The 22,271-nt window shown below is 60.8% G+C and carries 20 protein-coding genes; 12 read left to right on the top strand and 8 right to left on the bottom strand.

Translation table 11 applies throughout. The features are described from left to right. Positions 1 to 58 precede the first annotated feature (58 nt). From metK to HK26_RS01225, 5 genes are all read left to right on the top strand, one after another. Positions 59 to 1,246 (top strand): methionine adenosyltransferase, encoded by a 1,188-nt coding sequence (gene metK, locus HK26_RS01245; RefSeq protein ID WP_086638130.1) that lies wholly within the window; start codon positions 59 to 61, stop codon positions 1,244 to 1,246. An 18-nt stretch (positions 1,247 to 1,264) separates the two neighbouring features. Continuing rightward, entirely contained in the window at positions 1,265 to 2,002 is a 738-nt protein-coding gene (gene trmB / locus HK26_RS01240; protein ID WP_086638129.1) for a tRNA (guanine(46)-N(7))-methyltransferase TrmB, read from the top strand. Between the two features lie 93 nt (positions 2,003 to 2,095). Then, positions 2,096 to 3,673 (top strand): bifunctional phosphoribosylaminoimidazolecarboxamide formyltransferase/IMP cyclohydrolase, encoded by a 1,578-nt coding sequence (purH, locus tag HK26_RS01235; RefSeq protein WP_086638128.1) that lies wholly within the window; start codon positions 2,096 to 2,098, stop codon positions 3,671 to 3,673. 119 nt (positions 3,674 to 3,792) lie between these two features. After that, the gene (locus HK26_RS01230; RefSeq protein ID WP_086638127.1) at positions 3,793 to 4,551 is read left to right on the top strand and encodes a hypothetical protein; all 759 of its coding nucleotides are present in this window, start codon (positions 3,793 to 3,795) and stop codon (positions 4,549 to 4,551) included. Positions 4,552 to 4,673: 122 nt separating this feature from the next. After that, positions 4,674 to 4,850, top strand: a complete 177-nt coding sequence (locus HK26_RS01225; RefSeq protein ID WP_025826588.1) for a DUF1328 domain-containing protein — start codon at positions 4,674 to 4,676, stop codon at positions 4,848 to 4,850. Between the two features lie 101 nt (positions 4,851 to 4,951). Here HK26_RS01225 and glyS read toward each other — a convergent pair whose 3' ends face one another. Both glyS and HK26_RS01215 read right to left on the bottom strand, forming a co-directional pair. Further along, positions 4,952 to 7,012 (bottom strand): glycine--tRNA ligase subunit beta, encoded by a 2,061-nt coding sequence (glyS, locus tag HK26_RS01220; RefSeq protein ID WP_086638126.1) that lies wholly within the window; start codon positions 7,010 to 7,012, stop codon positions 4,952 to 4,954. A 4-nt stretch (positions 7,013 to 7,016) separates the two neighbouring features. Beyond that, on the bottom strand, positions 7,017 to 7,901 hold the full coding sequence (locus tag HK26_RS01215; protein WP_025826591.1) for a glycine--tRNA ligase subunit alpha: 885 nt from the start codon (positions 7,899 to 7,901) through the stop codon (positions 7,017 to 7,019). Positions 7,902 to 8,134: 233 nt separating this feature from the next. On the opposite strand from HK26_RS01215, the gene HK26_RS01210 reads away from it, so the two are divergent. Further along, positions 8,135 to 8,893, top strand: coding sequence for a DUF2076 domain-containing protein (locus tag HK26_RS01210; RefSeq protein ID WP_086638125.1), 759 nt, complete (start codon positions 8,135 to 8,137; stop codon positions 8,891 to 8,893). 128 nt (positions 8,894 to 9,021) lie between these two features. On the opposite strand, the gene HK26_RS01205 is transcribed toward HK26_RS01210, so the two are convergent. The 4 genes from HK26_RS01205 to HK26_RS01190 all read right to left on the bottom strand — a co-directional run bounded on the left by HK26_RS01205 (position 9,022) and on the right by HK26_RS01190 (position 12,742). Further along, positions 9,022 to 9,546 carry a helix-turn-helix domain-containing protein gene (locus HK26_RS01205; RefSeq protein WP_257640806.1) on the bottom strand — a complete coding sequence of 175 codons (525 nt, stop codon included), beginning with the start codon at positions 9,544 to 9,546 and terminating at the stop codon, positions 9,022 to 9,024. A 126-nt stretch (positions 9,547 to 9,672) separates the two neighbouring features. Beyond that, the gene (gene lnt, locus HK26_RS01200) at positions 9,673 to 11,328 is read right to left on the bottom strand and encodes an apolipoprotein N-acyltransferase (RefSeq protein WP_086638124.1); all 1,656 of its coding nucleotides are present in this window, start codon (positions 11,326 to 11,328) and stop codon (positions 9,673 to 9,675) included. 80 nt (positions 11,329 to 11,408) lie between these two features. Continuing rightward, the gene (locus tag HK26_RS01195; protein ID WP_086638123.1) at positions 11,409 to 12,254 is read right to left on the bottom strand and encodes a GNAT family N-acetyltransferase; all 846 of its coding nucleotides are present in this window, start codon (positions 12,252 to 12,254) and stop codon (positions 11,409 to 11,411) included. After that, entirely contained in the window at positions 12,251 to 12,742 is a 492-nt protein-coding gene (locus HK26_RS01190) for a Fur family transcriptional regulator (protein ID WP_025826596.1), read from the bottom strand. The genes HK26_RS01195 and HK26_RS01190 overlap by 4 nt, the downstream gene beginning before the upstream one ends. A 160-nt stretch (positions 12,743 to 12,902) precedes the next feature. On the opposite strand from HK26_RS01190, the gene HK26_RS01185 reads away from it, so the two are divergent. Beyond that, positions 12,903 to 13,187 carry a sulfurtransferase TusA family protein gene (locus HK26_RS01185; protein WP_086638122.1) on the top strand — a complete coding sequence of 95 codons (285 nt, stop codon included), beginning with the start codon at positions 12,903 to 12,905 and terminating at the stop codon, positions 13,185 to 13,187. Positions 13,188 to 13,224: 37 nt separating this feature from the next. Here the strand turns inward: HK26_RS01185 and rho are convergent, their stop codons facing one another. Together rho and HK26_RS01175 are read right to left on the bottom strand one after the other, a co-directional pair. Beyond that, positions 13,225 to 14,523 carry a transcription termination factor Rho gene (gene rho / locus HK26_RS01180; RefSeq protein ID WP_086638121.1) on the bottom strand — a complete coding sequence of 433 codons (1,299 nt, stop codon included), beginning with the start codon at positions 14,521 to 14,523 and terminating at the stop codon, positions 13,225 to 13,227. A gap of 249 nt (positions 14,524 to 14,772) precedes the next feature. After that, positions 14,773 to 15,921, bottom strand: coding sequence for a magnesium transporter CorA family protein (locus HK26_RS01175; RefSeq protein WP_086638206.1), 1,149 nt, complete (start codon positions 15,919 to 15,921; stop codon positions 14,773 to 14,775). Positions 15,922 to 16,198: 277 nt separating this feature from the next. Here HK26_RS01175 and trpB point away from each other — a divergent pair, with 277 nt between their 5' ends. Genes trpB through HK26_RS01150 form a run of 5 tightly spaced genes read left to right on the top strand, consistent with a single transcriptional unit; the run spans position 16,199 to position 22,265 of the window. Further along, a complete protein-coding gene (trpB, locus tag HK26_RS01170; RefSeq protein ID WP_086638120.1) occupies positions 16,199 to 17,443 on the top strand; it encodes a tryptophan synthase subunit beta in 1,245 nt (414 codons plus the stop codon). Further along, on the top strand, positions 17,440 to 18,273 hold the full coding sequence (gene trpA, locus HK26_RS01165; protein WP_086638119.1) for a tryptophan synthase subunit alpha: 834 nt from the start codon (positions 17,440 to 17,442) through the stop codon (positions 18,271 to 18,273). Before trpB ends, trpA begins: the two co-directional genes overlap by 4 nt. 19 nt (positions 18,274 to 18,292) lie before the next feature. Next, positions 18,293 to 19,549 (top strand): TIGR03862 family flavoprotein, encoded by a 1,257-nt coding sequence (locus HK26_RS01160; RefSeq protein ID WP_086638118.1) that lies wholly within the window; start codon positions 18,293 to 18,295, stop codon positions 19,547 to 19,549. Further along, positions 19,546 to 21,027, top strand: a complete 1,482-nt coding sequence (locus HK26_RS01155) for a helicase HerA domain-containing protein (protein ID WP_086638117.1) — start codon at positions 19,546 to 19,548, stop codon at positions 21,025 to 21,027. The genes HK26_RS01160 and HK26_RS01155 overlap by 4 nt, the downstream gene beginning before the upstream one ends. Positions 21,028 to 21,080: 53 nt before the next feature. Further along, the gene (locus HK26_RS01150) at positions 21,081 to 22,265 is read left to right on the top strand and encodes an ATP phosphoribosyltransferase regulatory subunit (protein WP_086638116.1); all 1,185 of its coding nucleotides are present in this window, start codon (positions 21,081 to 21,083) and stop codon (positions 22,263 to 22,265) included. Positions 22,266 to 22,271: the final 6 nt, after the last annotated feature.

Genomic DNA, 22,271 nt, shown 5'->3' with positions numbered 1-22,271 from the left:
TTTTTGGGGATGGTTACCTGTTTCCTTTTTTCACTGGCGTGGGGCGAACGGCACCATCATGCGTAAAGACGGCGATTTTCTGTTTACTTCGGAATCTGTTTCTGAAGGTCATCCCGATAAAGTTGCTGACCGGATCAGCGATACCGTTCTGGACGCGTATCTGGCGGCGGATCCTGAAGCCCGCGTGGCGTGTGAAACGCTGGTAACGACCAACCGAATCGTTATGGCTGGTGAGGTGCGCGGACCTGACTCCGTTACATCCGAACAGCTGATCCATCTGGCGCGTGAAGCGGTCAAGGACATCGGCTACGATCAGGAGGGTTTCTCCTGGCGTCATGCCGAGGCCTCCAACTACCTGCATGCTCAGTCCGCTGACATTGCCGTAGGTGTGGACAGCACATCGGACAAGGACGAAGGTGCTGGCGATCAGGGCATCATGTTCGGCTATGCCTCTAACGAGACAGACACCCTCATGCCTGCGCCGCTGTATTATGCGCACCGCATCCTGCACACCATCCGCGACCTGCGCCGCGCTGGCGATGCGCGCGTTGCTGGCCTCCAGCCCGACGCCAAAAGCCAGGTAACCCTGCGCTACGTCAACGGTCGTCCGGTGGGCGCGACCTCGGTCGTGATTTCCACACAGCATGATGAAGGTGCGGACCAGAACGCCCTGCGCGAGCGTCTGCTGGACGTGACCCGTGGCGTGCTGCCCGAGGGCTGGATGCCGCCGGAAAACGAATTTTACGCCAACCCGACCGGCGTATTCGTGATCGGTGGCCCCGATGGGGACTGCGGCCTGACCGGGCGTAAAATCATTGTGGACACCTACGGTGGTGCTGCTCCGCATGGTGGTGGCGCATTCTCCGGTAAGGATCCGACCAAGGTTGACCGCTCCGCAGCATACGCCTGCCGCTACCTTGCCAAGAACGTTGTGGCGGCTGGTCTGGCTGACCGCTGCACCATCCAGCTGTCCTACGCTATTGGCGTGTCCCATCCGCTGTCCGTTTATGTGGATCTGGATGAGAGCGGCAAGGATGTGGACGAAGCCCGTCTGGGTGCAGTCCTGCGTGAGGTCATGGACCTGACGCCGCGCGGCATTCGCAAGCACCTGCGTCTGAACCGTCCGATCTATGCGACCACGTCCGCATATGGACACTTTGGCCGTACGCCGGACGACAAGCTGGATACCTTTACGTGGGAACGCACCGATCTGGTGGATTCCCTGCGCAGCGCACTGAAGCGTTGATATAAAGGTAGCGTGCTCATGACGGAGGCAAAAGGTCAGGTTATTACTGGCCAGCCCGAAGCAGTGGATGTAAAGCCCCCGCCGGAAAGGCTGTATGGCCGCCAGCGCGGGCATCCGCTCCGCCCCCGTCAGGAACGCCTGCTGGACGAAACGCTGCCACGCCTGCGGTTTCCGCTGGACAAGGCAGCAGACCCAGCCTCTGTTTTTGGCCATGCGCCACAGCAGATCTGGTTCGAGGTCGGTTTTGGTGGGGGCGAGCATGTGCTGGCCCAGACCAAAGCCCACCCCGAGGTCGGCTATATAGCCTCCGAAGTTTTTCATAACGGTCTGTGCTCGCTGCTCAACAAGCTTGTGCCAGTGGAGCAGGAAGCAACCGCCCCACTGCCGGATATGCTCCGCTTGTGGGATGATGATGCGCGGCTGGTGTTGCGGGCATTGCCGGATGCCAGTCTGGACCGCCTGTTTCTGATGTTCCCGGACCCGTGGCCCAAGGCCCGCCATGCAAAGCGCCGCTTTGTGCACCCGCAGAATGTGGAACTCTGTGCGCGTGTGCTCAAACCCGGTGCCATCTGGCGTGTGGCCAGCGATGACCCGACCTATCAGGCATGGGTGGAAGAAGTCATGTCCGCCCAGCCGTATTTTGAAGCACCGCCACCCGCCACGACCCGGCCGGATGGATGGTTCCCTACCCGGTATGAGGCCAAGGCCATAGCCGCTGGCCGCCAGCCGCTTTACTGGACGTTTACCCGCCGCTAGGCGGTGTCCACTTCTTTGTCCCGGTTGGTTGCCTGCGTGCGGCATGTTGGCTAATCAGCCGCATTACGTTTTTGCCGTGCGAAAGGTCCACCCATGAGCCAGACGACGCTTCCTATCCGTCGTGCCCTTATTTCCGTCTCCGATAAAGCAGGTCTGCTGGACCTGGCCCGTGCCCTTGTGGCGCAGGGGGCGGAAATCCTGTCCACGGGCGGTTCCGCCAAAGCCCTGCGTGATGCAGGGGTGCCTGTGACGGAAGTATCGGATTACACGGGCTTTCCTGAAATTCTGGATGGGCGCGTTAAAACTCTGGTGCCCAAAATTCATGGGGGCATTCTTGGTCGCCGTGACCTGCCAGCCCACGTGGCGCAGATGCACGAGCACGGCATTGGCCCGATCGATCTGGTGGCTGTGAACCTGTATCCGTTTGAAAAAACGGTTGCCTCTGGTGCGGATGCAGAAACCTGCATTGAAAATATTGATATTGGCGGCCCGGCCCTGATCCGTGCTGCGGCCAAGAACCACGCGCACGTGGTGGTGCTGACCGACCCCGCCCAGTATGAAGGGCTGATTGACGCACTGGGCAATGGCGGCACCACGCTGGACACGCGCCGCTTTTACGCTGGAGCAGCCTATGCTCGTACGGCTGCGTATGACGCTGCCATTGCCGCATGGTTTGCAGCACAGGCGCAGGATGCGTTCCCCGAGCGTTTTGCCCTTGCTGGCCAGCGGGCTGAAATCCTGCGGTATGGCGAAAACCCCCACCAGCAGGCTGCCTTCTACCGCGATGGCAGCCCGCGTCCCGGCGTTGCAACGGCGGTGCAGGTGCAGGGCAAAGCACTGTCTTATAACAACATCAACGACACGGATGCAGCGTTTGAGGCTGTGGCCGAGTTTGATGAACCTGCTGTGGTCATTGTCAAACATGCCAACCCTTGCGGGGTTGCCGTTTCCAGCGCATTGACCACAGCCTGGGATCAGGCCCTGCGGTGCGACCCGGTTTCTGCCTTTGGTGGCATTGTTGCGCTCAACCGCCCGCTTGATGCTGCTACGGCGGAAAAAATTTCCACCATCTTTACCGAAGTCATTGTCGCCCCGGATGCGGCAGAAGATGCCAAAGCCCTGCTGGCGCGCAAAAAAAACCTGCGTCTGCTGCTTACGGGCGGCCTGCCTGACCCGACGGCGGCTGGTACGGTCGTGCGTTCAGTTGCCGGGGGCTTTTTGGCCCAGACGCGTGATAACGGGCGTATTGCCCCCGAAGCGCTCAAGGTTGTGACCAAGCGCAAACCCACCGAGCAGGAAATGCAGGACCTGATCTTTGCATTCCGGGTAGCCAAACACGTCAAATCCAACGCCATTGTATATGCCAAGGACCGCACAACGGTTGGTATTGGGGCAGGCCAGATGAGCCGCGTGGATTCTGCACGGATTGCCGCAAGCAAAAGCGGGGAGGCGGCAAAGGCGGCTGGCCAATCTGCACCTCTGACGCAGGGCTCGGTGGCAGCGTCTGATGCGTTCTTCCCCTTTGCTGATGGGCTGGAAACCATTGTGGCTGCCGGTGCAACGGCCGTCATCCAGCCCGGTGGTTCCATCCGTGATGATGAGGTGATCGCCGCAGCCGATGCCGCGGGTATTGCCATGGTGTTTACTGGTATGCGTCATTTCCGCCACTGACGCGCTTTTCCCGCTCTTGCGGGAATGGCTTTTCGTGGCAGATTATGCAGACGAGTCTCACGCATTGCCGCGCCTTGCCCGCTTTGGGGCAGGGCGCGCCTGTCCTTAGTGGTTGTTTCATGCGCTCTTTGCTTAGTTTGTCTGCTCTCATTCTGGCGTCTTCCGTTGCGGTGGCAGCCCCTGCCCATAAGGGGGAGCAGGCTCATGGCGCGCCTTTTGCCTCCAGACAGACCACAACAGAAAAACAGGCGACCGGGGTTTATGACCTGTCTGTCCTGCCCGTGTTTACGGGGAATGTGGTGCAGTTCCTGCCCGCACCACACGGGGGCATTGTGGGTTTTGTGCTGGATGATGGCACACAGGTTTTTGTCTCTGCCGCGCAGGCCCACACATTTGCGGGCTTGGTCAAGGTGGGGGACAAGGTCGATATTCGCGGGCTCAAAGGGCAGGTTCTGCCGATCATGCGGGCATTCAGCGTGACCAGCCCGCGCGGGCGCACCGTGCAGGACAGCTTTATTGAGATGCCCCTGCACTCACCGGAAATGATCGCAGGGCCAGACCTTGTTCTCCATGGTGAGGTCTGGATGCCCCTGTATGATGTAGGGGGCAATCTGAGCGGTGCGGTGCTCAAGGACCATTCTGTGATTTATCTGTCCCCGCGTGAGGCTGCGCGTGTGGCCAGCCTGCTCAAGCCGGGGCAGACGCTCTATGCCGTGGGTGGTGGGAGCAGTGGTGAGCTTGGCATTGCCATTGATGCGCGAGAAATTGGCCCTGCTGTAGACAAGCTGGTCAACATTACGGTGGGGAATGTGCCGCCTCCCGGCCCCGCACCGGGGACACCGGGTTATGATATTATTCCCGGAGCGGACGAGCACTAAATTACCGGCACACAAAGTATCATGCCAAAATGGCGACCACAGAACCGTGGTCGCCATTTTGCGTTAAACACCTATGAGATCATTAAACACGCATGCAAATGCGTGGCGTGTGGGAGGCTGGCATGGCGTTGATACGGTGGATTATTGTTTTTCTTATTTTTGCCCTGCTGGCGTCCCTGTTTGGGTTTAGCGGTGCGGCTTCCGGTTTTTCGGAAATTGCCAAGGTGCTGCTGTTTGTTTTTGTTGTGCTGCTCATTATCAGCCTGTTTTTTGGCGGGCGTTCACGTTCGGGGCCATAATGCACAAAGGGGTCGCACATTCCAGATGTGCGACCCCTCCTGCTTAAAGCCCGGATATTTTGCCCCCCACTTTACCGGATAGGTTGGTGGGGGCTTTTTTTTTAACCTTCAATCTGGCTGAAATCTGCGATCATGCGCATCATGCGCACAAGGCGTGACAGCAGCTTGAGCCGGTTCTGGCGAAGTGCCACTTCTGGCGCGTTGACAGTCACGTCTTCAAAAAAGCGGTCAAGGGGCTGGCGCAGGCTGGCGGCAGCGCGCATGGCGTCCGCAAAGTGCTCGGCAGCAAAAGCCTGTTCTACCGCAGGTTCGACCGTTTGGAGTGTTGCGTAGAGTGCGCGCTCCTCCTCCTGTGCGAACAGGGCGGGATCGGGCGTACCTTCGTGCGGGCCGTCCTTTTTGTCTTCAATCCGCAGGATGTTGGCAGCCCGCCGGGTGGCGGCCAGCAGGTTTTTGCCATCCTCCGTTTCCAGCATGGTCTGCAATGCCTGAGCACGGGCGAGCAGACGCACAATGTCCGTGTCGTCATTATCCACCGAGATAGCGGCGAGGCAGTCATGCCGTGCCCCTTCGGCACGGACCTGTACGCGCAGGCGCTCGGCAATGAACTGGGGCAGCAGGGCCAGATCGGGGGCGTCACGCAAGGGTTCTGGCAGGGCTTGTGCCGCCAGCACGAACAGTTGCACCAGGTCCAGCCGCAGCCCGTTCTCGCGGATCAGGCGGATGATGCCAAGGGCAGCGCGGCGCAGGCCAAAGGGGTCGCCCGAGCCGGATGGTTTTTCGCCAGCAGCAAAAAAGGCTGTCAGCATATCAAATCTGTCGGCCAGCCCGACCACGACGGAAACGGGGGCTACCGGCACCTCATCCCCCGGTCCGCGGGGGGTGTAGTGCTCGCTAATGGCCTGTGCCACATCGGCATGTTCACCGTCATGGCGGGCGTAGTAGCCGCCCATGACCCCCTGCAATTCGGGGAACTCGCCAACCATGCCGGTTGTCAGGTCGGTTTTGCTCAACTCGGCTGCGCGCTCGCACAGGTCTTTGGGGGCGCCGACCATATCGGCCAGAATACCGGCAAGGCGCACCATGCGGCGCGTGCGTGCGCCCTGTGAGCCAAGTTTGGCATGGAAGGTAATGCTGTCCAGCCCGGCTACGCGTGAGGCAAGGCTCTGTTTGCGGTCAAGGTTCCAGAAGTGCCGCGCATCGGCAAAGCGGGCACGCAGCACACGCTCGTTGCCGCTGACAACCAGAGACCCATCATCGGTAGGAATGATGTTGGCAACAAAGGCAAAGCGCGGCGCAGCCGAACCATCGCTGTTACGCAGGGCAAAATAGCGCTGGTTCACACGCATGGACACCTGCATGACCTCGGGCGGCAGGTCCATGAAGATGGGGTCGATCCGTCCGAGGAAGGGGACGGGCCATTCGACCAGCCCTGCGACCTCGTCCACCAGTCCGGCATCGGCTACAATGCTCAGCCCTTCGGCCTGTGCAAGGGTGTTCAGGCCCGTTGTAATGGCCTCGCGCCGCTCGGCGGCATGGACCATCACATGGCGTTCGTGCAGACCCTGCTGCCATTGCGCGGCACTGCTGACGTCCATGGCGCCGGGGTTGAGGAAGCGGTGCCCCTCGGTCTGGTTGGACGCACTCAGCCCATGCCCGTTGTCCTCCGCCGTGGCCATGGAGAACGGAACAATCTGGCCATCAAGCAGGCAGACAATCCGGCGCAGGGGGCGTACCCATGTCATGCTGCTGCCTGCACCCCAGCGCATGGATTTGGGCCAGGGGAAGCGGCGCAGAAGATCGGGCATGATGGCGGCAATATGCGCTGCGGCTCCAAGGGGGGCTTCCTCACGCTCCAGCACCCAGAAGCCGTTTTGCAGGGTCAGTGCATCCTTGCCCACACCATGCTTGCGGGTAAAGCCTTCCAGCGCTTTGTCGGGCGCACCCTCACGCGGGCCACGTTCGGAAATGGTGCGGCCCGGCACCATGGCGTCCAGACTAAGGGAGGCTGCAATGCGGCGTGGGCCGGTGTAGCTTCTGGCATCGGTCGGGTTGAGGGGGGCCAGTGCATCGTTCAGCAGGCGGAGCAGGTTTTCTCCTGCCTGCTGTTGCATGCGGGCTGGAATTTCCTCGGAAAAAAGTTCGATCAGCAATTCGGGCATGGTTTTATTGGTCCTCGCCTGCCAGCCAGGTTTCGCAACACAGTTTGGCCAGTGTGCGCACCCGGCCAATATAGGCGGCGCGTTCGCTTACGCTGATGACGCCGCGCGCATCAAGCAGGTTGAACAGATGGCTGGCTTTAAGGCACTGGTCATAGGCGGGCTGGGCCACGCCTGCTTCTGCCAGAGCCACACTTTCCTTTTCCGCATCGCTAAAGTGCTGGAAGAGCAGTTCCGTGTTGGCCAGTTCAAAATTATGGCGCGAATAATCCTGTTCGGCGCGCAGGAACACATCGCCGTAGGTCAGGCCCGCGCCGTTGTAGTCGAGGTCATACACATTCTCGACCCCCTGCACGTACATGGCCAGACGCTCCAGCCCGTATGTCAGCTCCGTGGAGGGCAGGGTTACGGGAATGCCGCCTACCTGCTGGAAGTAGGTAAACTGCGTGACCTCCATGCCATCGCACCAGACCTCCCAGCCCAGACCCCATGCGCCAATGGTCGGGTTTTCCCAGTCATCTTCCACAAAACGGATATCGTGCTTGTCAGGGTCAATGCCTATGGCGCGGTAGCTGTCCAGCAGGAGCTTCTGGCTCTCCTCCGGTGTGGGTTTGAGCAGAACCTGATACTGGTAGTAGTGCTGCAGGCGGTTCGGGTTTTCCCCGTACCGGCCATCGGACGGGCGGCGGCAGGGCTGCACATAGGCGGCCTTCCACGGCTTGCTCCCCAAGGCACGCAGGGTGGTGTGGGGGGAGAGTGTACCGGCACCTATTTCCTGATCATAGGGCTGGAGAATGGCGCACCCCTGTTTTGACCAGAACTGGTGCAGGGTCAGGATCAGGTCCTGAAAGGAGAGGGGCCGCTCTGTGGGGCGGGGAGACGCCGGGTCCATGGTATGGATGAAACTCCGCAATATGACGGTCAGGTTGGATGTGCGCGTGGCACGGTTGGCCACACCATACAGCCCCGCGCGCCAGACCGGAAGAGAAGGCAGGCTTTATGGCAGGGTTTCCTTCTTGGCGTACTCTCTTGTAACAGGCTTGTGGGCGCGCCACATCTTGGCCAGAGTGTTCTGGCACAAAGCTCTGGTGCTGCAATTGGCCCGTCAGGGCGGGAAGGTATGGAATGACAAACGAAGAACGCGACCTTATTGAAAAATTCATGGCCCGTGTTGGTGGGGCTGCCCAAGGTGGCTTTGGCAGCGTGCCGGGGAGCCAGCCCAACCTGCCCGCGATTGACCAGCAGGCAGACCAGTTTATTGCGCAGGAATTCCAGAAGTACCCCGAAGCCCGCTACCGCGTGACCCAGATGGCCGTGGTGCAGGAGGCCGCACTGGTGCAGGCACAGAATCGGATTCAGCAGCTCCAGTTCCAGCTCCAGCAGGCACAGCAGGCTCTTCAGGCAGCACAGCAGCAGAGCAATGCCGGGCAGCAGAAGTCGGGCGGTTTTTTTGGTGGCCTGTTCGGTGGTGGGCAGTCGGCCCAGCCGCAGTCCGCACCGCCTCCGGGTTGGGGTGGTCGGCCTGCCATGCCGCCGCAGTACCAGCCGCAGCCCATGCCCTATGGCATGCAGCCTTCCGCGTTTTCGGGTGGGTCGGGTTTTCTGGGAAGCGCGCTGACCACAGCCACGGGTGTGGCGGGCGGTATGCTTGCGGCCAATGCGCTGACCAGCCTGTTTAGCGGTCACCACGATGCTGGCGGTATGGGCGAAGGGGCCATGGGTGGGACCACCACCAATGAAACCATTGTCAATAATTATGGTGACACCGGAGCCGACCCGTTTGCCGGAGGCGGCGTACAGGCCGATCAGGGCTTTGACGCAGGTGGCGATTGGGGTGGTGGAGACGGTGGTGACTGGGGCGGTGGCGACGACCAGAGCTTCTGATGGCGTCACCTCTGCTTACGGTACGATAATATGAGTAAAAAAGAGGGTGGTGCGCAGGCACCGCCCTCTTTTTTTATGGACAGGTTTTGGGCCTGTTTGTGCAGATATGCTGCGAACAGGTCCGGATTTTACCGTGTTGTGTTAGGGCGGGCCATGGACTGGATCAGTTCCAGCATTTTCTGCCGCAGGTCACGGTCGGGTATCTGGTAATAGGCCCGCACCAGATCCAACGTTTCTTTTCTGGCCAGCATATCCTGTTCATCCGTCATGGCTTTTATGGACGGATTGCTGGGAAGAGCCGGTGGCGTGGCGGTGTTGGGGGCGGGGGTGCCAAAAGGCTTGCGTGTTTCGGCAAAGCCCTGATGACGGACGCCTGGTTTGGCGGGGGAGAGCATGTCGTCAAAAAAGAAGCTGATCGGCACGTCCAGCGCTGTGGCAATGTCATACAGCCGGGACGCGCCGACCCGGTTGGTGCCGCGTTCATATTTTTGAATTTGCTGGAACGTGACCCCCAAGGCCTCCCCCAGTTTTTCCTGCGAGAGCCCAAGCAGTGTCCTGCGCAGCCGAATGCGCTTGCCAACATGCGCATCTATCGTTTCCGCATGGGTGGAAATCGTGGCGGTTGGATCCGTTAGAGGCTCGGTATTGCTCACGACTGTTTTTTTTCCCGCGGCTGTAAAGGCTGGAACAGGAGGACGGATACCATGTAATCTTAATGTTTCATAAAGGAAAAATTGTAATGCTTCATATAAATTCCTGCTTTGTTAAAGCAGCGTTGCTTATGGTCGTCTGGGGTAGGGTATGCATGCCAGCCCCAGCAGCATAAGGCAAAGTGCCAGAGGGATGGACTGGCCCAATCTGCCAAACAAGGTTGGCGGAAGTGGGGCAGGGAGTGCCACGCTGAGAACACCCGGCCTGCCCCACCCCAGATGGTCGAGCATGCGGCCCATACCATCATAAGCAACGGAAATACCTGTATTGGCTGCGCGGGCAATGGGCAGCCCCTCCTCTACCGCGCGCAAACGCACGGAGGAAAGATGCTGCCGTGGCCCGGCACTGTTACCAAACCATGCGTCATTGGTCACGTTGGCCAACCAGCGCGGGCGGTCTTGGGCATTCACAACATCGCCTGAAAAAATAACTTCGTAGCAGATAAGAGGGCCAACAGCGGGTACGTCGGCCAGATGCCATGTTTGCGGGCCGGGCCCTGCGGCCATGCCACCTTGTGGTACAATCTGCAGGGGGATGAACGGGGGTTGATACTCGCCAAATGGCACAAGCCGGGCTTTGTCGTACACGGCCTCAATGGCGCCGTCGGGGGCCAGAGCAACTACGGAGTTGCGGTAATGCCCGCTGTCATCCATGCGCAGTGCGCCGATAATGCCTGCGTCGGCCCCGACAGCCCATTCCATAATAGCCTGCCGTGCACGCGGGCTGTTCTGGATCAGGTCATAACCGGGGAAAGAGGTTTCGGGCCACAGAAAAACAATAGGCCGAAAGTGCTCGCCCGGTTTGCGCTGCGTGGTTTGTAACGCTTGGGCTGCCTGAACCCCCTGAGCCGTCAGGCCTAGGTAGCGCATAAAAATATCACGCGGGGATTGTCGGCCAATTTTTTCGGTCTCGGGGACATTCCCCTGTACAATAACAGCAATGGGGCCGGGCTCGCCTGTGGGCTGCACGGTGTATAGCCGCAAACCTGCTGCCATGCCCCACGCCAGAAGACCAGCCCCCGAACACATCAACACGCGCCTGCGCAGGTGGGGCAGGCAAAGGTAGGGCATATGCCCGGGGTTGAGCGTGCGGCTTATCCAACGGGCAAGGGGTGTTTGCTCCAGCATGGTGGTGCCGCACAGCAGCGCAAGCGCAACAAGGCCCAAAGTCAGCCCGTCCTCCCCCACCCACGCGGCAGGTTGGATCAGCAACTGCCCTACAGGGCCGGGAATGGCTAGACAACTCCCCAGCGCATTCCATGTAAAGCCGCTAAAAATAAAGCTGCGTCCCATGTCAAACAACGTCCACAGGGCAGCAAAGGCGCTCAGGCGGCGTATGCCAGCGGGCAGCAGGGTGGAGAGTGCCGCAGGGGTGGCAACCGTGGGTGCCAGAATGAGCGCGCAACCAAGGGAGGGAAACGGGACAAACCACCAGAACTCATCGGCACGGATGAGCACGGCATGGACCAGCCAGTAAAGACCGGCGGCATAAAAGCCAAACCCGAACAATGCTCCGGTCCAGGCTGCGCGCTTCCAGCTTTGGGTAGTGTTGAGGATGTGGCCCAGTAGGCCAAAGCTCAGCAACAGCACGGGCAGGCCATGCAAAGGGGGCAGGGCCAGTGTGGCAAGGCCGCCAAGACCCAGCAGAATGGCAGCAAAGCAGAGAGTTTCCCGTTTTGGGTAAAAGCGGGAAAACACAATTTTACGGGGCATGGGGGCGCTCATGGTGCAGGCAGGTCGCCTGCCCGTGGGTGAAGTCCGTTTGAGTCAAGGGGCTGCCCCCACGGGCGAGTGCTATGCGCGGCTTAGTCCAGTGCGTCGCGCAGGCGGCGTTCATAATGGCGGTAGTATTTGTCCGCCAGAAGCTCACTTTTAACCAGAATGGCAACGTCGGTGGTGTTGAACTGCGGGTCAATGACCGCGCCATCCCCCACATAACCCCCAAGGCGCAGATACCCCTTGATAAGGGGCGGCAGGCCTACAAGGCAGCGGCGCACATTAAGGGTATGTGGGTCCGTGCGCAGCATTTCCACCCGCCGGTTTTCCAGCGCGCGGACACGCAGGGCTGGGGGGGCGAGGTGGTTATGGTAGAGGTAGGTCAGCTCGTCCGCAATCTGGTCGGGGTCCGTGCAGGGCAGGCTGGCGCAACCAAACAGCAGGTCAATACGGTGGAGAAAAATGTAGGACGCAATGCCACGCCACAAGAGCTGCATGGCAGCACGGCCACGGTAGTTCTTGTCTACGCAGGAACGCCCGACTTCAAGCAGTCGGCCCGGGAATTCCTTGAGCGGGGTAATGTCATATTCATTGGAGGAGTAAAAGCGACCGATCTTTTGCGCCGCATCCCCCTGCACAAGCCGATAGGTGCCAATAACCCCGCGTGCGTCCGAGGCAATAGCGTTGTCTATGACCAGAAGGTGGTCTGCAACGCTGTCAAACTCATCAATATCGCGCTTCAAGCGCAGGGTTTCAGCACTCGGGTGAGCGCCCATTTCTTCATAAAATACGCGGTAACGCAGGGCCTGAGCCGCGTCACGTTCGTCATCTGTTTCGGCAATGCGGACGCTCAGGCTGCCACCATGCAGTTCCGGGAAGCGTGAGCGGTCCAGATCCAGCGCCGAAAGTCCGCCTGTGGTTTGTGTGGAACTCATGTCTGGTCTTTCTTGCGGCGGGGGCGGGGAGTTGTCTTGCCTGATGGAGCCGCGGCTGCCTGACGTTTTTTGCCAAACAGTTCCAGCCGCATGGAGACAAACTCGAATCCAAGCCGCTCTGCCACCTTCATCATAAAGGCTTCGTGCTCAGGGTCTTCAAACTCGATCACTTTGCCGTTATCAACGTCAATCAGGTGATAATGGTGTCGACCATGTTCCGTTGCTTCATACCGAGCACGTCCGCCGCCAAAATCCCGGCGTTCCAGAATGCCCTTTTCCTCCAACAGCCGTACCGTGCGGTACACGGTGGCGACCGAAATGCGGGAATCCAGTACCAGCGCGCGGCGGTACAGTTCTTCCACATCCGGGTGGTCGTCTGCTTCGGAAAGAACACGGGCGATAACCCGCCGTTGTCCGGTCATTTTCAGGCCGTGTTCGATACACAGCTGCTCAATCCGCGATTCTGCCGCTTGTACCTTCAAGGTCACAAACCCTGTCTAATGTTATCATCTCTGCGTTCGTCTTTCAGGTAGCCGAAGTCAGAGGTGTTTGTCCAATTTTACACCACCATGCAGTTTTTTTATGCTGTGTAGGCCTGTCTGTATGATGGTCGCCTGTGGTTTTTCCCTCGGAAGGAGGAAGGTTGGCATGAATGATGCCCTGATGCCAGAGCAGCACAATGGTACTAGTGCTACGGCTCTGGATATTACTGCGGAAAAATGCCCCATGACGTTTGTACGCACACGTCTGGCGCTGGACGTGCTGGCTCCCGGTGGCCTGCTGGCAGTGCGCCTTATGGGGGAGGAGCCGCACCGTAATGTCAGCCGGTCAGCTAGGGCGCTGGGCCATAGCATTGTAGCGGACACCCCCCAGCCAGATGGCAGCGTGGTGCTGACAATCCGCAAAAAAGAGGCCAGCCCCACGCCCGCCTGACAGGTCAGGGCGTTTATGGGGCTGGCCCTGCTGTGGGCTAGTTGTTCATGGCTTCGAAGAAGTCATTGTTTGTTTTGCTGTATTTGAGCTTGTCGAGCAGGAAGTCCATCGCGTCCATGGTGCCCATGGGTGCCAGAATCCGGCGCAGTACCCACATTTTGGACAGGGTTGCGCGGTCCACCAGCAGCTCTTCTTTACGGGTGCCGCTCTTGGTGATGTCAATGGCAGGGAAGGTGCGTTTGTCGGCCAGCTTGCGGTCGAGCACCAGTTCCGAGTTGCCCGTGCCTTTGAACTCTTCAAAGATCACTTCGTCCATGCGGCTGCCGGTATCAATCAGGGCTGTGGCGATAATGGTCAGGGAGCCACCTTCCTCAATGTTACGGGCTGCACCAAAAAAGCGCTTGGGCCGCTGCAGGGCGTTGGCATCCACACCACCTGTCAGCACCTTGCCCGATGAGGGGACGACCGTGTTGTAGGCGCGGGCCAGACGGGTAATGGAGTCGAGCAGGATCACCACATCGCGCTTGTGTTCAACCAGACGCTTGGCTTTTTCGAGCACCATTTCGGTGACCTGCACGTGGCGGTGTGCGGGTTCGTCAAAGGTGGACGCAATGACCTCGCCCCGCACGGAGCGGGCCATGTCGGTCACTTCCTCTGGGCGTTCGTCAATCAGCAGCACGATCAGGAACACTTCGGGGTGGTTGGCCGAAATGGAGGAGGCAATGCTCTGGAGCATGACCGTCTTGCCTGAACGCGGCGGTGCCACGATCAGGGCGCGCTGGCCCATACCGATGGGGGAGACAAGGTCGATCACCCGGGGGGTGAAGTCCTTTTGTGCGCCTTTTTTGTTTTTGTCGCCCTTGGGTTCGGGGGCGGTGGCCTGACTTTCCACTTCCATCTGGAGGCGGCGCTCGGGGTAGAGCGGGGTCAGGTTGTCAAAGTTGATCCGGTGGCGCACCGCATCGGGGGACTCAAAGTTGATCGTGTTGATCTTGAGCATGGAGAAGTAGCGTTCTCCATCCCGTGGGGCGCGAATCTGGCCTTCAACCGTATCCCCGGTGCGCAGGCCAAAGCGGCGGACCTGTGTGGGGGAGATGTAAATATCATCCGGGCCGGGAAGGTAGTTGGATTCGGGCGCACGCAGGTATCCAAACCCGTCATGCATGATCTCAAGCGTGCCTTCGCCATAAATGGCCTGATCGTTGTCCGCCAGTGTTTTGAGGATGGCGAACATCATGTCCTGCTTGCGCAGGGAGGACGCGTTTTCGATATTCAGGTCTTCAGCGCAGGCCAGAAGGTCGGCTGGAGACTTGGCCTTGAGTTCCGCAAGATGCATCTAACAAATGCCCTGACTGGCAAGAAAAGTTCAAAAGGGGAAGGTCCGGGTCGTTCCATGCACGGCAGAGCCGGTCGGGGAGACCGGTAACACGCATGCCTGAAGAGGCATGTCCGGGCCAGAAGGAACCTGACGGGAGGGGAAACCGCTGGGCAGGTGAAGTCAGCCAGCGTCTTGGGGAGGGATAATACCTGCGGCGCCATGGATCGTCAACACAGGATATGGCGCGTGCGCGGGCGGTGCCGGGCGTTATTTGATGCCGCCCAGCCAGCCCTTTTTCCAGAACCACAGCAGCGGCAGGATGATGGTCGTAGCCATGAGCCCGAGCGAGTACCAGTAACCAAAAGACCAGTTAAGTTCGGGTATGTACTTGAAGTTCATACCATAAATACCCGCAATTAGGGTTGGTGCGACCCCGATGAAGCTGACCACGGTCAATACTTTCATCACCCCGTTCTGTTCAATGTTGATGAACCCCAGCGTTGCATCAAGCAGGAACTCCACCTTGTCCTGCGACTGGGAGACATAGGCATCGAGCGAGGACAGGTCATGGCTGACGGAGGTTATGCGCGCGCGCAATGTGCCCGACAGAGCATAGGCCGCAGTGACCTTGCCCTCCTCATCCGGGGCGGGGGTGGTGAGCGGCGTTGGGGGGGATGAACGCGGCGTGCACAGGGCAAACCCCGTAACCGGGAGTGTGGAAGAAGTTTTCCGGCTTTCGCCCAAAAACAGGGCAATACGCTCCATGCCCAGCAGTGTGTCGCGCATGCGCGAGCACAGGTTGCCTGCCTCGCCCACGCGCTGGAGCAGGTTGCGCTGCCACACGGCCACGTTGCGGATGGGGGTCTGCTGCGTGCGGGCGCGAAAAATATCGTGCGAGAGTGTGTCCAGCAGGTTGCCCATGCTTTCCAGAATATCGGCCAGCCGGTCCACAATGGCCTCAATCAGGGCTACCAGTATTTCTCCCGCGTAGAGCAGGGTTTCATGCTGGGGGGGGATTTCGCTGGGTTGGGCGGGCAGGCCCTGCCGTTCCGGTGTGGTGTGCGGCGGTGGCATGGTGGCGGCAACACAGTCCGCCACAAGCTGGGCGACTGTCTCGAACGCCAGATAGAACTGGAAGCGGATGGTAAAAAGCCGCTGCTCGGTCAGGATAAAACCGACCGGCATGGTTTGAAAATCCGACCCGCTCTTGCGCAGCAGCGGGGAGGACAGGAACGCAGCCCCATTGCGTACGCTAATGCGCGAGGAGCTCTCGATCGCACTCAGGTCGTCCAGCGTGGGAATGGGCTGGCCACACAGCTTTGCCGCCAGCGCCAGTTCGTCCGGAGTGGGGTTGAGAAGATCCAGCCAGATAGCGTTTTTGGCATCGTCTTCCGTTTCAACGGCGCGAGCAGGCATACCGGGCCTGTGGGCCAGAAACATACGATTCTCCCAGTTTTTGCCTTGCAGGCGGAGCGTGTGCGTGCCGGTGACGGCCGGGTTGGCGACCTGCCCCCAAGTATACGTGTTCCGCCAAGTATGACGCCTTTGTCCGGTTTGTGGCAAGATGACCGCACGGGACCGTGCAATGCGGCCGCGCATCTGGTAAGCCATTTTGCCAGTTGAAAATGATAAGGACATATGGCCCCCGACAGGGCGCGCCATGGGGCTATTGTAAGGAGCGGCAGGACAGAGAATGGCGAACCCGAGCGAACACGGCGCCGCAGCGGCACAGAGCAATTCCTTCAGGCAGCAGCCTGATGAACACGGGCATTTTGGTGGCCGTTATGGCGGCCGCTTTGTGGCCGAAACGCTTATGCCGCTTATTCTGGAACTGAACGCGGCATACGAGGCCGCAAAGGCCGACCCCGCTTTTCACAAGGAACTGGCGTATTACCAGACCGACTATATCGGTCGCCCCAGCCCGCTGTGGTTTGCCCGCCGCATGACAGAGGAGTTGGGGGGCGCCAAAATCTATCTTAAACGTGAAGAGTTGAACCATACCGGTTCGCACAAGCTCAACAACGTCATGGGGCAGATTCTGCTGGCCCGCCGCATGGGGCGTACCCGCATTGTGGCCGAGACCGGGGCAGGCCAGCACGGTGTGGCCACTGCCACCGTATGCGCCCTGTTTGGCATGAAATGCGTGATCTACATGGGTGCGACCGATGTGGAGCGGCAAAAGCCCAACGTGTTCCGTATGCGCCTGCTGGGGGCCGAGGTTGTGCCTGTAACCGCCGGGGCCGGCACGCTCAAGGATGCCATGAACGAGGCCATGCGGGACTGGGTGGCCAATGTGGCGGACACCTACATGCTGATCGGCACCGTAGCTGGCCCGCATCCGTACCCCGCCATGGTGCGTGACTTCCAGAGCGTGATCGGGGAGGAAACAAAAGCCCAGATGCGCGCGGCCGAAGGCCGCCTGCCGGATGTGGTGGTGGCGGCCATTGGTGGTGGCTCCAACGCCATGGGTATTTTCTACCCCTTCCTGGATGATGTGAGCGTCCGCCTGATTGGGGTGGAAGCCGCAGGCCATGGGCTGGATAGCGGCAAAACCGCAGCATCCATCGAGCGTGGCCGCCCCGGTGTGCTGCATGGCAACCGCACCTATCTTCTGCAGAACGCGGACGGGCAGATCGATGAGGCGCACTCCATCAGCGCCGGGCTTGATTACCCCGGTGTCGGGCCGGAACATTCATGGCTGAATGATATTGGCCGTGCCGAATACGTGGGTGCGACCGATACGGAAGCACTTGACGCCTTCCAGCTCTGCACAAAGCTGGAGGGGATTATTCCTGCCCTCGAATCGGCGCATGCCGTGGCCTACGCCGCCAAACTTGCCCCCACCCTGTCCAAGGACACGCTGCTGGTGATCAACCTGTCCGGTCGTGGGGACAAGGACATCTTTACTGTTGCCGAGCATCTGGGAGTTACGCTGTGAGCCGTATTGCCGCCCGTTTTAAAGCCCTTGCTGCCGAAGGTCGTGGCGCGCTCATTCCGTATCTGGAGGCGTATGACCCCGACCGTGCCACATCGCTTGAACTGCTCCGGGCCATGCCCGCAGCCGGTGCGGACCTGATTGAGGTTGGCATGCCTTTTTCCGACCCGTCAGCCGATGGTCCGGTTATTCAGGCAGCAGCCCTGCGCGGGCTCAAGGCCGGGGCCACGCTGGTTGGCGTGCTGGATATGGTAGCGGAATTCCGTAAGGAGGATGACGCGACCCCGATTATTCTGATGGGCTACGTCAACCCCGTGGAATCTTACGGTTACGAGCGATTCTGCAAGGATGCCGCCGCCGCCGGGGTGGACGGGCTTATTCTGGTTGACCTGCCGCCAGAGGAGGGTGCTGTCATTGCCGCTCCCGCGCAGGCTGCGGGGCTGGATATTATCCGTCTGGTCGCCCCGACCACGCCTGATGCCCGCCTGAGCTATGTGCTCGCACATGCCTCGGGCTTTGTTTATTATGTCAGCATCGTGGGGATTACGGGTACCCGTTCGGCAAGTGCGCATGACCTTGCCGGTGCCATTCCCCGCATCCGTGCGGCGACTGATCTGCCCATTGCCATTGGTTTTGGCGTGCGCACACCAGAGCAGGCTGCTCAGGCCTCCAGCATAGCCGATGGCGCTGTTGTGGCCTCCGCCCTGCTGGCAACGCTCGCGCAAACGCTGGACGAGCAGGGGCGGGCCACAGCCCAGACCCTGCCGCGTGTGCTTGAGCAGATCCGTGGTCTGGCTCAGGCCGTGCGTGCGGCAGGCCAGAAGGCACCATGATCGGTAATTGCCACCATTCATGACCGATAACCCCCGCATTGTTGTTGTGGGCGGCGGCCCCGCAGGGCTTGCCGCCGCCGAGTATCTGTCCGGGGTGGGGTATGGTGTGCGGGTTATGGACCGCATGCCCAGTTTTGGCCGCAAGTTCCTTATGGCCGGGCGGGGAGGGCTGAACATTGCCCATTCCGAAGAGCATGCCGCAGTGCTTGAGCGCTATGGCCCGGCCAGCCCATGGTTGCGCCCGGCACTGGATGCATGGACCATGTCCGATATTCGTCACTGGATGTCGGGGTTGGGGCAGCCGAGTTTTATTGGCTCATCCGGCAGGGTTTTCCCTACAGGGATGAAGGCGTCACCCCTGCTGCGGGCATGGCTCGCGCGTTTGCATGCGGCTGGGGTGGTGCTTCAAACCCGCGCGGACTGGCTGGGGTGGGGCGAGGGCGCGCAGCTTCTGTTTACGACACAACAGGCGGGGGATGCGGCTGCGCAGCAGGTTGCGGTGGAGGCGGATGCCGTTCTGCTGGCCCTTGGCGGCGCAAGCTGGCCACGGTTGGGGAGCTCTGGTGGCTGGGTTCCCCTGCTGCAACAGCGTGGCGTGGAGGTGGCGCAACTGGAGCCCGCCAACTGCGGCTTTTGCACGCAGTGGTCCACTCTTTTTGCCGAGCGTTTTGCGGGCACTCCGCTCAAGCCCATTGCCCTGACATTTGAAGGCAGGCGTGTGCGTGGCGAAATTGTGCTGACCCGCACAGGGGTGGAAGGGGGCGCACTTTATGCGCTGTCCACCTCTGTGCGGCAGGCTATTGCCACGCAGGGGCAGGCTACGGTGCTGTGCGACCTGCGCCCGGACCTGAGCGAGCAGGAACTGCTGGGCAGGCTGCGTGCAACCCGTGTGCGGGAGAGCCTGAGCAATCGTTTGCGTAAGGCGCTCCGTCTGCCCCCCGCAGTGGTGGGGCTGCTGCGTGAGCAGGGTGATGTCCCCGCAGACCCCCGCGCTCTGGCAGCACTTATCAAGGCCGTACCGCTGACCTTTTATGCCCCTGAGCCACTGGCCCGTGCCATTTCCACAGCCGGAGGGGTTACACGCGCGGCGTGTGACGAGTCTTTTATGCTCAAAGCGCTCCCCGGTGTGTTTGTTGCGGGGGAAATGCTGGACTGGGAGGCCCCGACAGGGGGGTATCTGCTCCATGCCTGTCTTGCTACCGGCCGCGCTGCAGCAAAGGGAATGGAGGCATGGTTGCGCAAGGGTGGGCCAAGGCGGTATCCCCTCCAACCATGAACAGCATGATTACAATGGGGGAGGTGCCGGGGGGTGGTCCGGCACGCATGGACCTGGGCGAACTCCTGGCCACGCGTCTTCTGGTGCAGGGCAACTCCGGGTCGGGTAAATCGCATCTTCTGCGGCGTTTGCTGGAGCAGTCTGCGCGCATGGTCCAGCAGGCGATTATCGACCCCGAGGGCGATTTTGTCAGTCTGGCCGAAAAATTCGGGCATCTGGTCATCGATGGTGCGGACCATTCGGAAATGGCGTTGCATGCGGCGGGTGAGCGTATGCGCATGCACCGTGCCTCTGTAGTGCTCAATCTGGAAGGGTTGGACGCGGACCAGCAGATGCGTTGGGCCGCGGCTTTTCTGGGCGGTATGTTCGAGGTGCCGCGCCAGCACTGGTACCCTGTTCTGGTGGTGGTGGATGAGGCGCAGCTTTTTGCGCCTGCTGCGGCGGGTGAAGTCTCGGACGAAGCGCGCAGGGCCTCCCTTGGGGCCATGACCAACCTGATGTGCCGTGGCCGCAAGCGTGGACTTGCGGGTATTATTGCCACGCAGCGTCTGGCCAAGCTGGCCAAGAATGTGGCGGCGGAAGCCTCCAACTTTCTTATGGGGCGCACTTTTCTGGATATTGATATGGCGCGCGCGGCGGACCTGCTGGGTATGGAGCGCAGGCAGGCCGAAGCGTTCCGTGACCTTGCGCGTGGCACGTTTGTGGCTCTTGGTCCTGCCCTTAGCCGCAGGCCACTCTCTGTGCGCATTGGCGCTGTGGAGACGGAAAGCCGCTCGGCAGGGCCGGTGCTTGCACCGTTTGAGCCCCCGTCCGCCCCCGTGCACGAGCTTATTCTGGCCCCCGTACCCGTGCAGGACCTGCCCGCCCGCCAGCGCAAGGCGCCTGCTCCTTCTGCCCCCGATCTGCTGACACAGCTTGCCGCCCATGGGGAGGCACAGGCCAGTGTGCAGGCCGAGCAGGAGCAGGAGGATGACACGCCCGAAACACAGGCCGAGCGTGAAAGCCGCATGAACGCCATCCTGCGCGACATGATGGTGGATGAGGATTCGTCCTTCAGGCCCGTGCCTGTCCTGTATCAGGATTTTCTGGTGCGCTGCCGTATTGCAGGGCTGGGGCGCAATGCTTTGGACCTGCGCCGCTTTAACCGCGCGCTGGCCACAGCCCGTAGCGGGGTAGGGGAGGATACGTCCGCCTCCACACAATGGCAGGAGGCCGAAGCCCGGGCCTCCGCCCTGCCAGAGGACCTTCAGGCGGTCTTTCTTTTTCTGGCCCGTGCCGCCATTGAGCGCGCGCCCTGCCCATCGGATGCGCAAATTGCCAAGGTATATGGCACGGTGTCCACCGGTCGGGCGCGCCGCCTTCTGGCATGGTTCGAGGACCAGAATCTGCTGGTGCTGCGGGCCGATGGCATGGGGCGGCGGGTGCTCACCTTTATCGGCTCAGGGTGGGAAACGCTGCCCGGTGTTGCCGAGGGCTGAGCACATCCACCCGTTTTGTGTGGTAAAAGGCGCAAAAGAACACGCCCACGGGCATGACGGGCGGAGCATGGAGTGCTATAGCCCGAGGCATGACGGACGACCCGCCCTTTAGCCCGGCCCTGCTGCCTGCTGGCTTTGTAGATCTGCTAACCCCCGATGCCCGTACGGAAGCGCGGGGTGTGGCAACCCTTATGGATGTGTTTGCCTCCCACGGCTACGACAGCGTCCGCCCGCCTCTTATGGAATTTGAGGAAACCTACCTTGCTGGTGCAGGGGTGGCTCTGGCGGAACAGTGCTTCAGGGTCATGGACCCGGACACCCGGCGCATGATGGTGCTGCGGCCAGACATTACGCCCCAGATCGCCCGCATGGCTGCGACTCGTGTTAGCGGACTGCCGCGCCCGCTCCGCGTATCCTACGCAGGCCCGTGCGTTGTGGTCGCTCCTGTAGCTGCGGAGGAAAGCAGCCGCCAGATCATGCAGACCGGCATTGAGCTGATCGGCCCGGATTCCCCCGAAGCCGATGCAGAGGTCATGTCTATCGGGGCCGAAGCGCTCATGCGCCTTGGCGTGCAGGATGTCTCCTTCGACCTGACCATGCCGCCCTTTATTCCCGCCCTGCTGGAAGAGGCGGGTGTGCCCGCCGCACAGCGCCCGGCACTTATGCGCGCGCTCGACCGCAAGGATGCCGCAGCCGTGGCCCAGCATGGTGGAGCACTGGCTGCAACGCTTATTGCCCTGCTGGACGCAACCGGGGCTGCGGAGCACACGGTGGCGTTGCTTGCTGAGCTGAGCCTGCCACCCAAAGCCCGCATTGTGCTGGACCGGTTGATTGATACGGTCGCCGCTGTGCGTGAAATCTGTCCGACCCTGCGTATGACCGTGGACCCGGTAGAATTCCGGGGCTGGAAATACCATACCGGTGTGTGTGTGACGCTGTTTGCCGTGGGCCGCTCGGAAGAGCTGGGGCGTGGCGGGCGTTACATCTGCAATGATAACGAACCGGCCTGCGGGTTGACCCTGCGGCCCGATGTGCTCTTCCGCATGATTCCCCCCGCCCCGGCCCGCGCCCGCGTATATCTGGCGCTGGATGCCAACCGGCAAGAGGCCGCAAGCCTGCGCACGCAGGGCTATGCGACCGTGCGCGGTTTTGCCTCAGGCGCACAGGCAGAGGCGGAGGCCCGCCAGCTTGGGTGTGGCAGCGTTCTTTCCGGCACCCACAGGGTGGACCTCGCCTGAGAGCCC

Origin of the sequence: Acetobacter okinawensis, from assembly GCF_002153655.1 — a bacterium.
GTDB lineage: Bacteria > Pseudomonadota > Alphaproteobacteria > Acetobacterales > Acetobacteraceae > Acetobacter > Acetobacter okinawensis_A.
The sequence above is the reverse complement of the archived record's forward strand: the minus strand, read 5'-3'. Positions and strand labels throughout refer to the sequence as shown.

Bases quoted from the DNA above. Each gene is read 5' to 3' on its own strand.
- HK26_RS01175 (WP_086638206.1), bottom strand. From the start codon at position 15,921: ATGCCTGCTCGCGCCGTTGAAACGGAAGACGATGCCAAAAACGCTATC.
- trmB (WP_086638129.1), top strand. From the start codon at position 1,265: ATGACGGAGGCAAAAGGTCAGGTTATTACTGGCCAGCCCGAAGCAGTG.
- HK26_RS01150 (WP_086638116.1), top strand. From the start codon at position 21,081: ATGACGGGCGGAGCATGGAGTGCTATAGCCCGAGGCATGACGGACGAC.
- lnt (WP_086638124.1), bottom strand. From the start codon at position 11,328: ATGAGCGCCCCCATGCCCCGTAAAATTGTGTTTTCCCGCTTTTACCCA.
- HK26_RS01215 (WP_025826591.1), bottom strand. From the start codon at position 7,901: ATGGACCCGGCGTCTCCCCGCCCCACAGAGCGGCCCCTCTCCTTTCAG.
- rho (WP_086638121.1), bottom strand. From the start codon at position 14,523: ATGCATCTTGCGGAACTCAAGGCCAAGTCTCCAGCCGACCTTCTGGCC.
- purH (WP_086638128.1), top strand. From the start codon at position 2,096: ATGAGCCAGACGACGCTTCCTATCCGTCGTGCCCTTATTTCCGTCTCC.
- metK (WP_086638130.1), top strand. From the start codon at position 59: ATGCGTAAAGACGGCGATTTTCTGTTTACTTCGGAATCTGTTTCTGAA.
- HK26_RS01210 (WP_086638125.1), top strand. From the start codon at position 8,135: ATGACAAACGAAGAACGCGACCTTATTGAAAAATTCATGGCCCGTGTT.
- HK26_RS01185 (WP_086638122.1), top strand. From the start codon at position 12,903: ATGAATGATGCCCTGATGCCAGAGCAGCACAATGGTACTAGTGCTACG.
- HK26_RS01195 (WP_086638123.1), bottom strand. From the start codon at position 12,254: ATGAGTTCCACACAAACCACAGGCGGACTTTCGGCGCTGGATCTGGAC.
- HK26_RS01160 (WP_086638118.1), top strand. From the start codon at position 18,293: ATGACCGATAACCCCCGCATTGTTGTTGTGGGCGGCGGCCCCGCAGGG.
- HK26_RS01225 (WP_025826588.1), top strand. From the start codon at position 4,674: ATGGCGTTGATACGGTGGATTATTGTTTTTCTTATTTTTGCCCTGCTG.
- HK26_RS01155 (WP_086638117.1), top strand. From the start codon at position 19,546: ATGAACAGCATGATTACAATGGGGGAGGTGCCGGGGGGTGGTCCGGCA.
- glyS (WP_086638126.1), bottom strand. From the start codon at position 7,012: ATGCCCGAATTGCTGATCGAACTTTTTTCCGAGGAAATTCCAGCCCGC.
- HK26_RS01230 (WP_086638127.1), top strand. From the start codon at position 3,793: ATGCGCTCTTTGCTTAGTTTGTCTGCTCTCATTCTGGCGTCTTCCGTT.
- trpB (WP_086638120.1), top strand. From the start codon at position 16,199: ATGGCGAACCCGAGCGAACACGGCGCCGCAGCGGCACAGAGCAATTCC.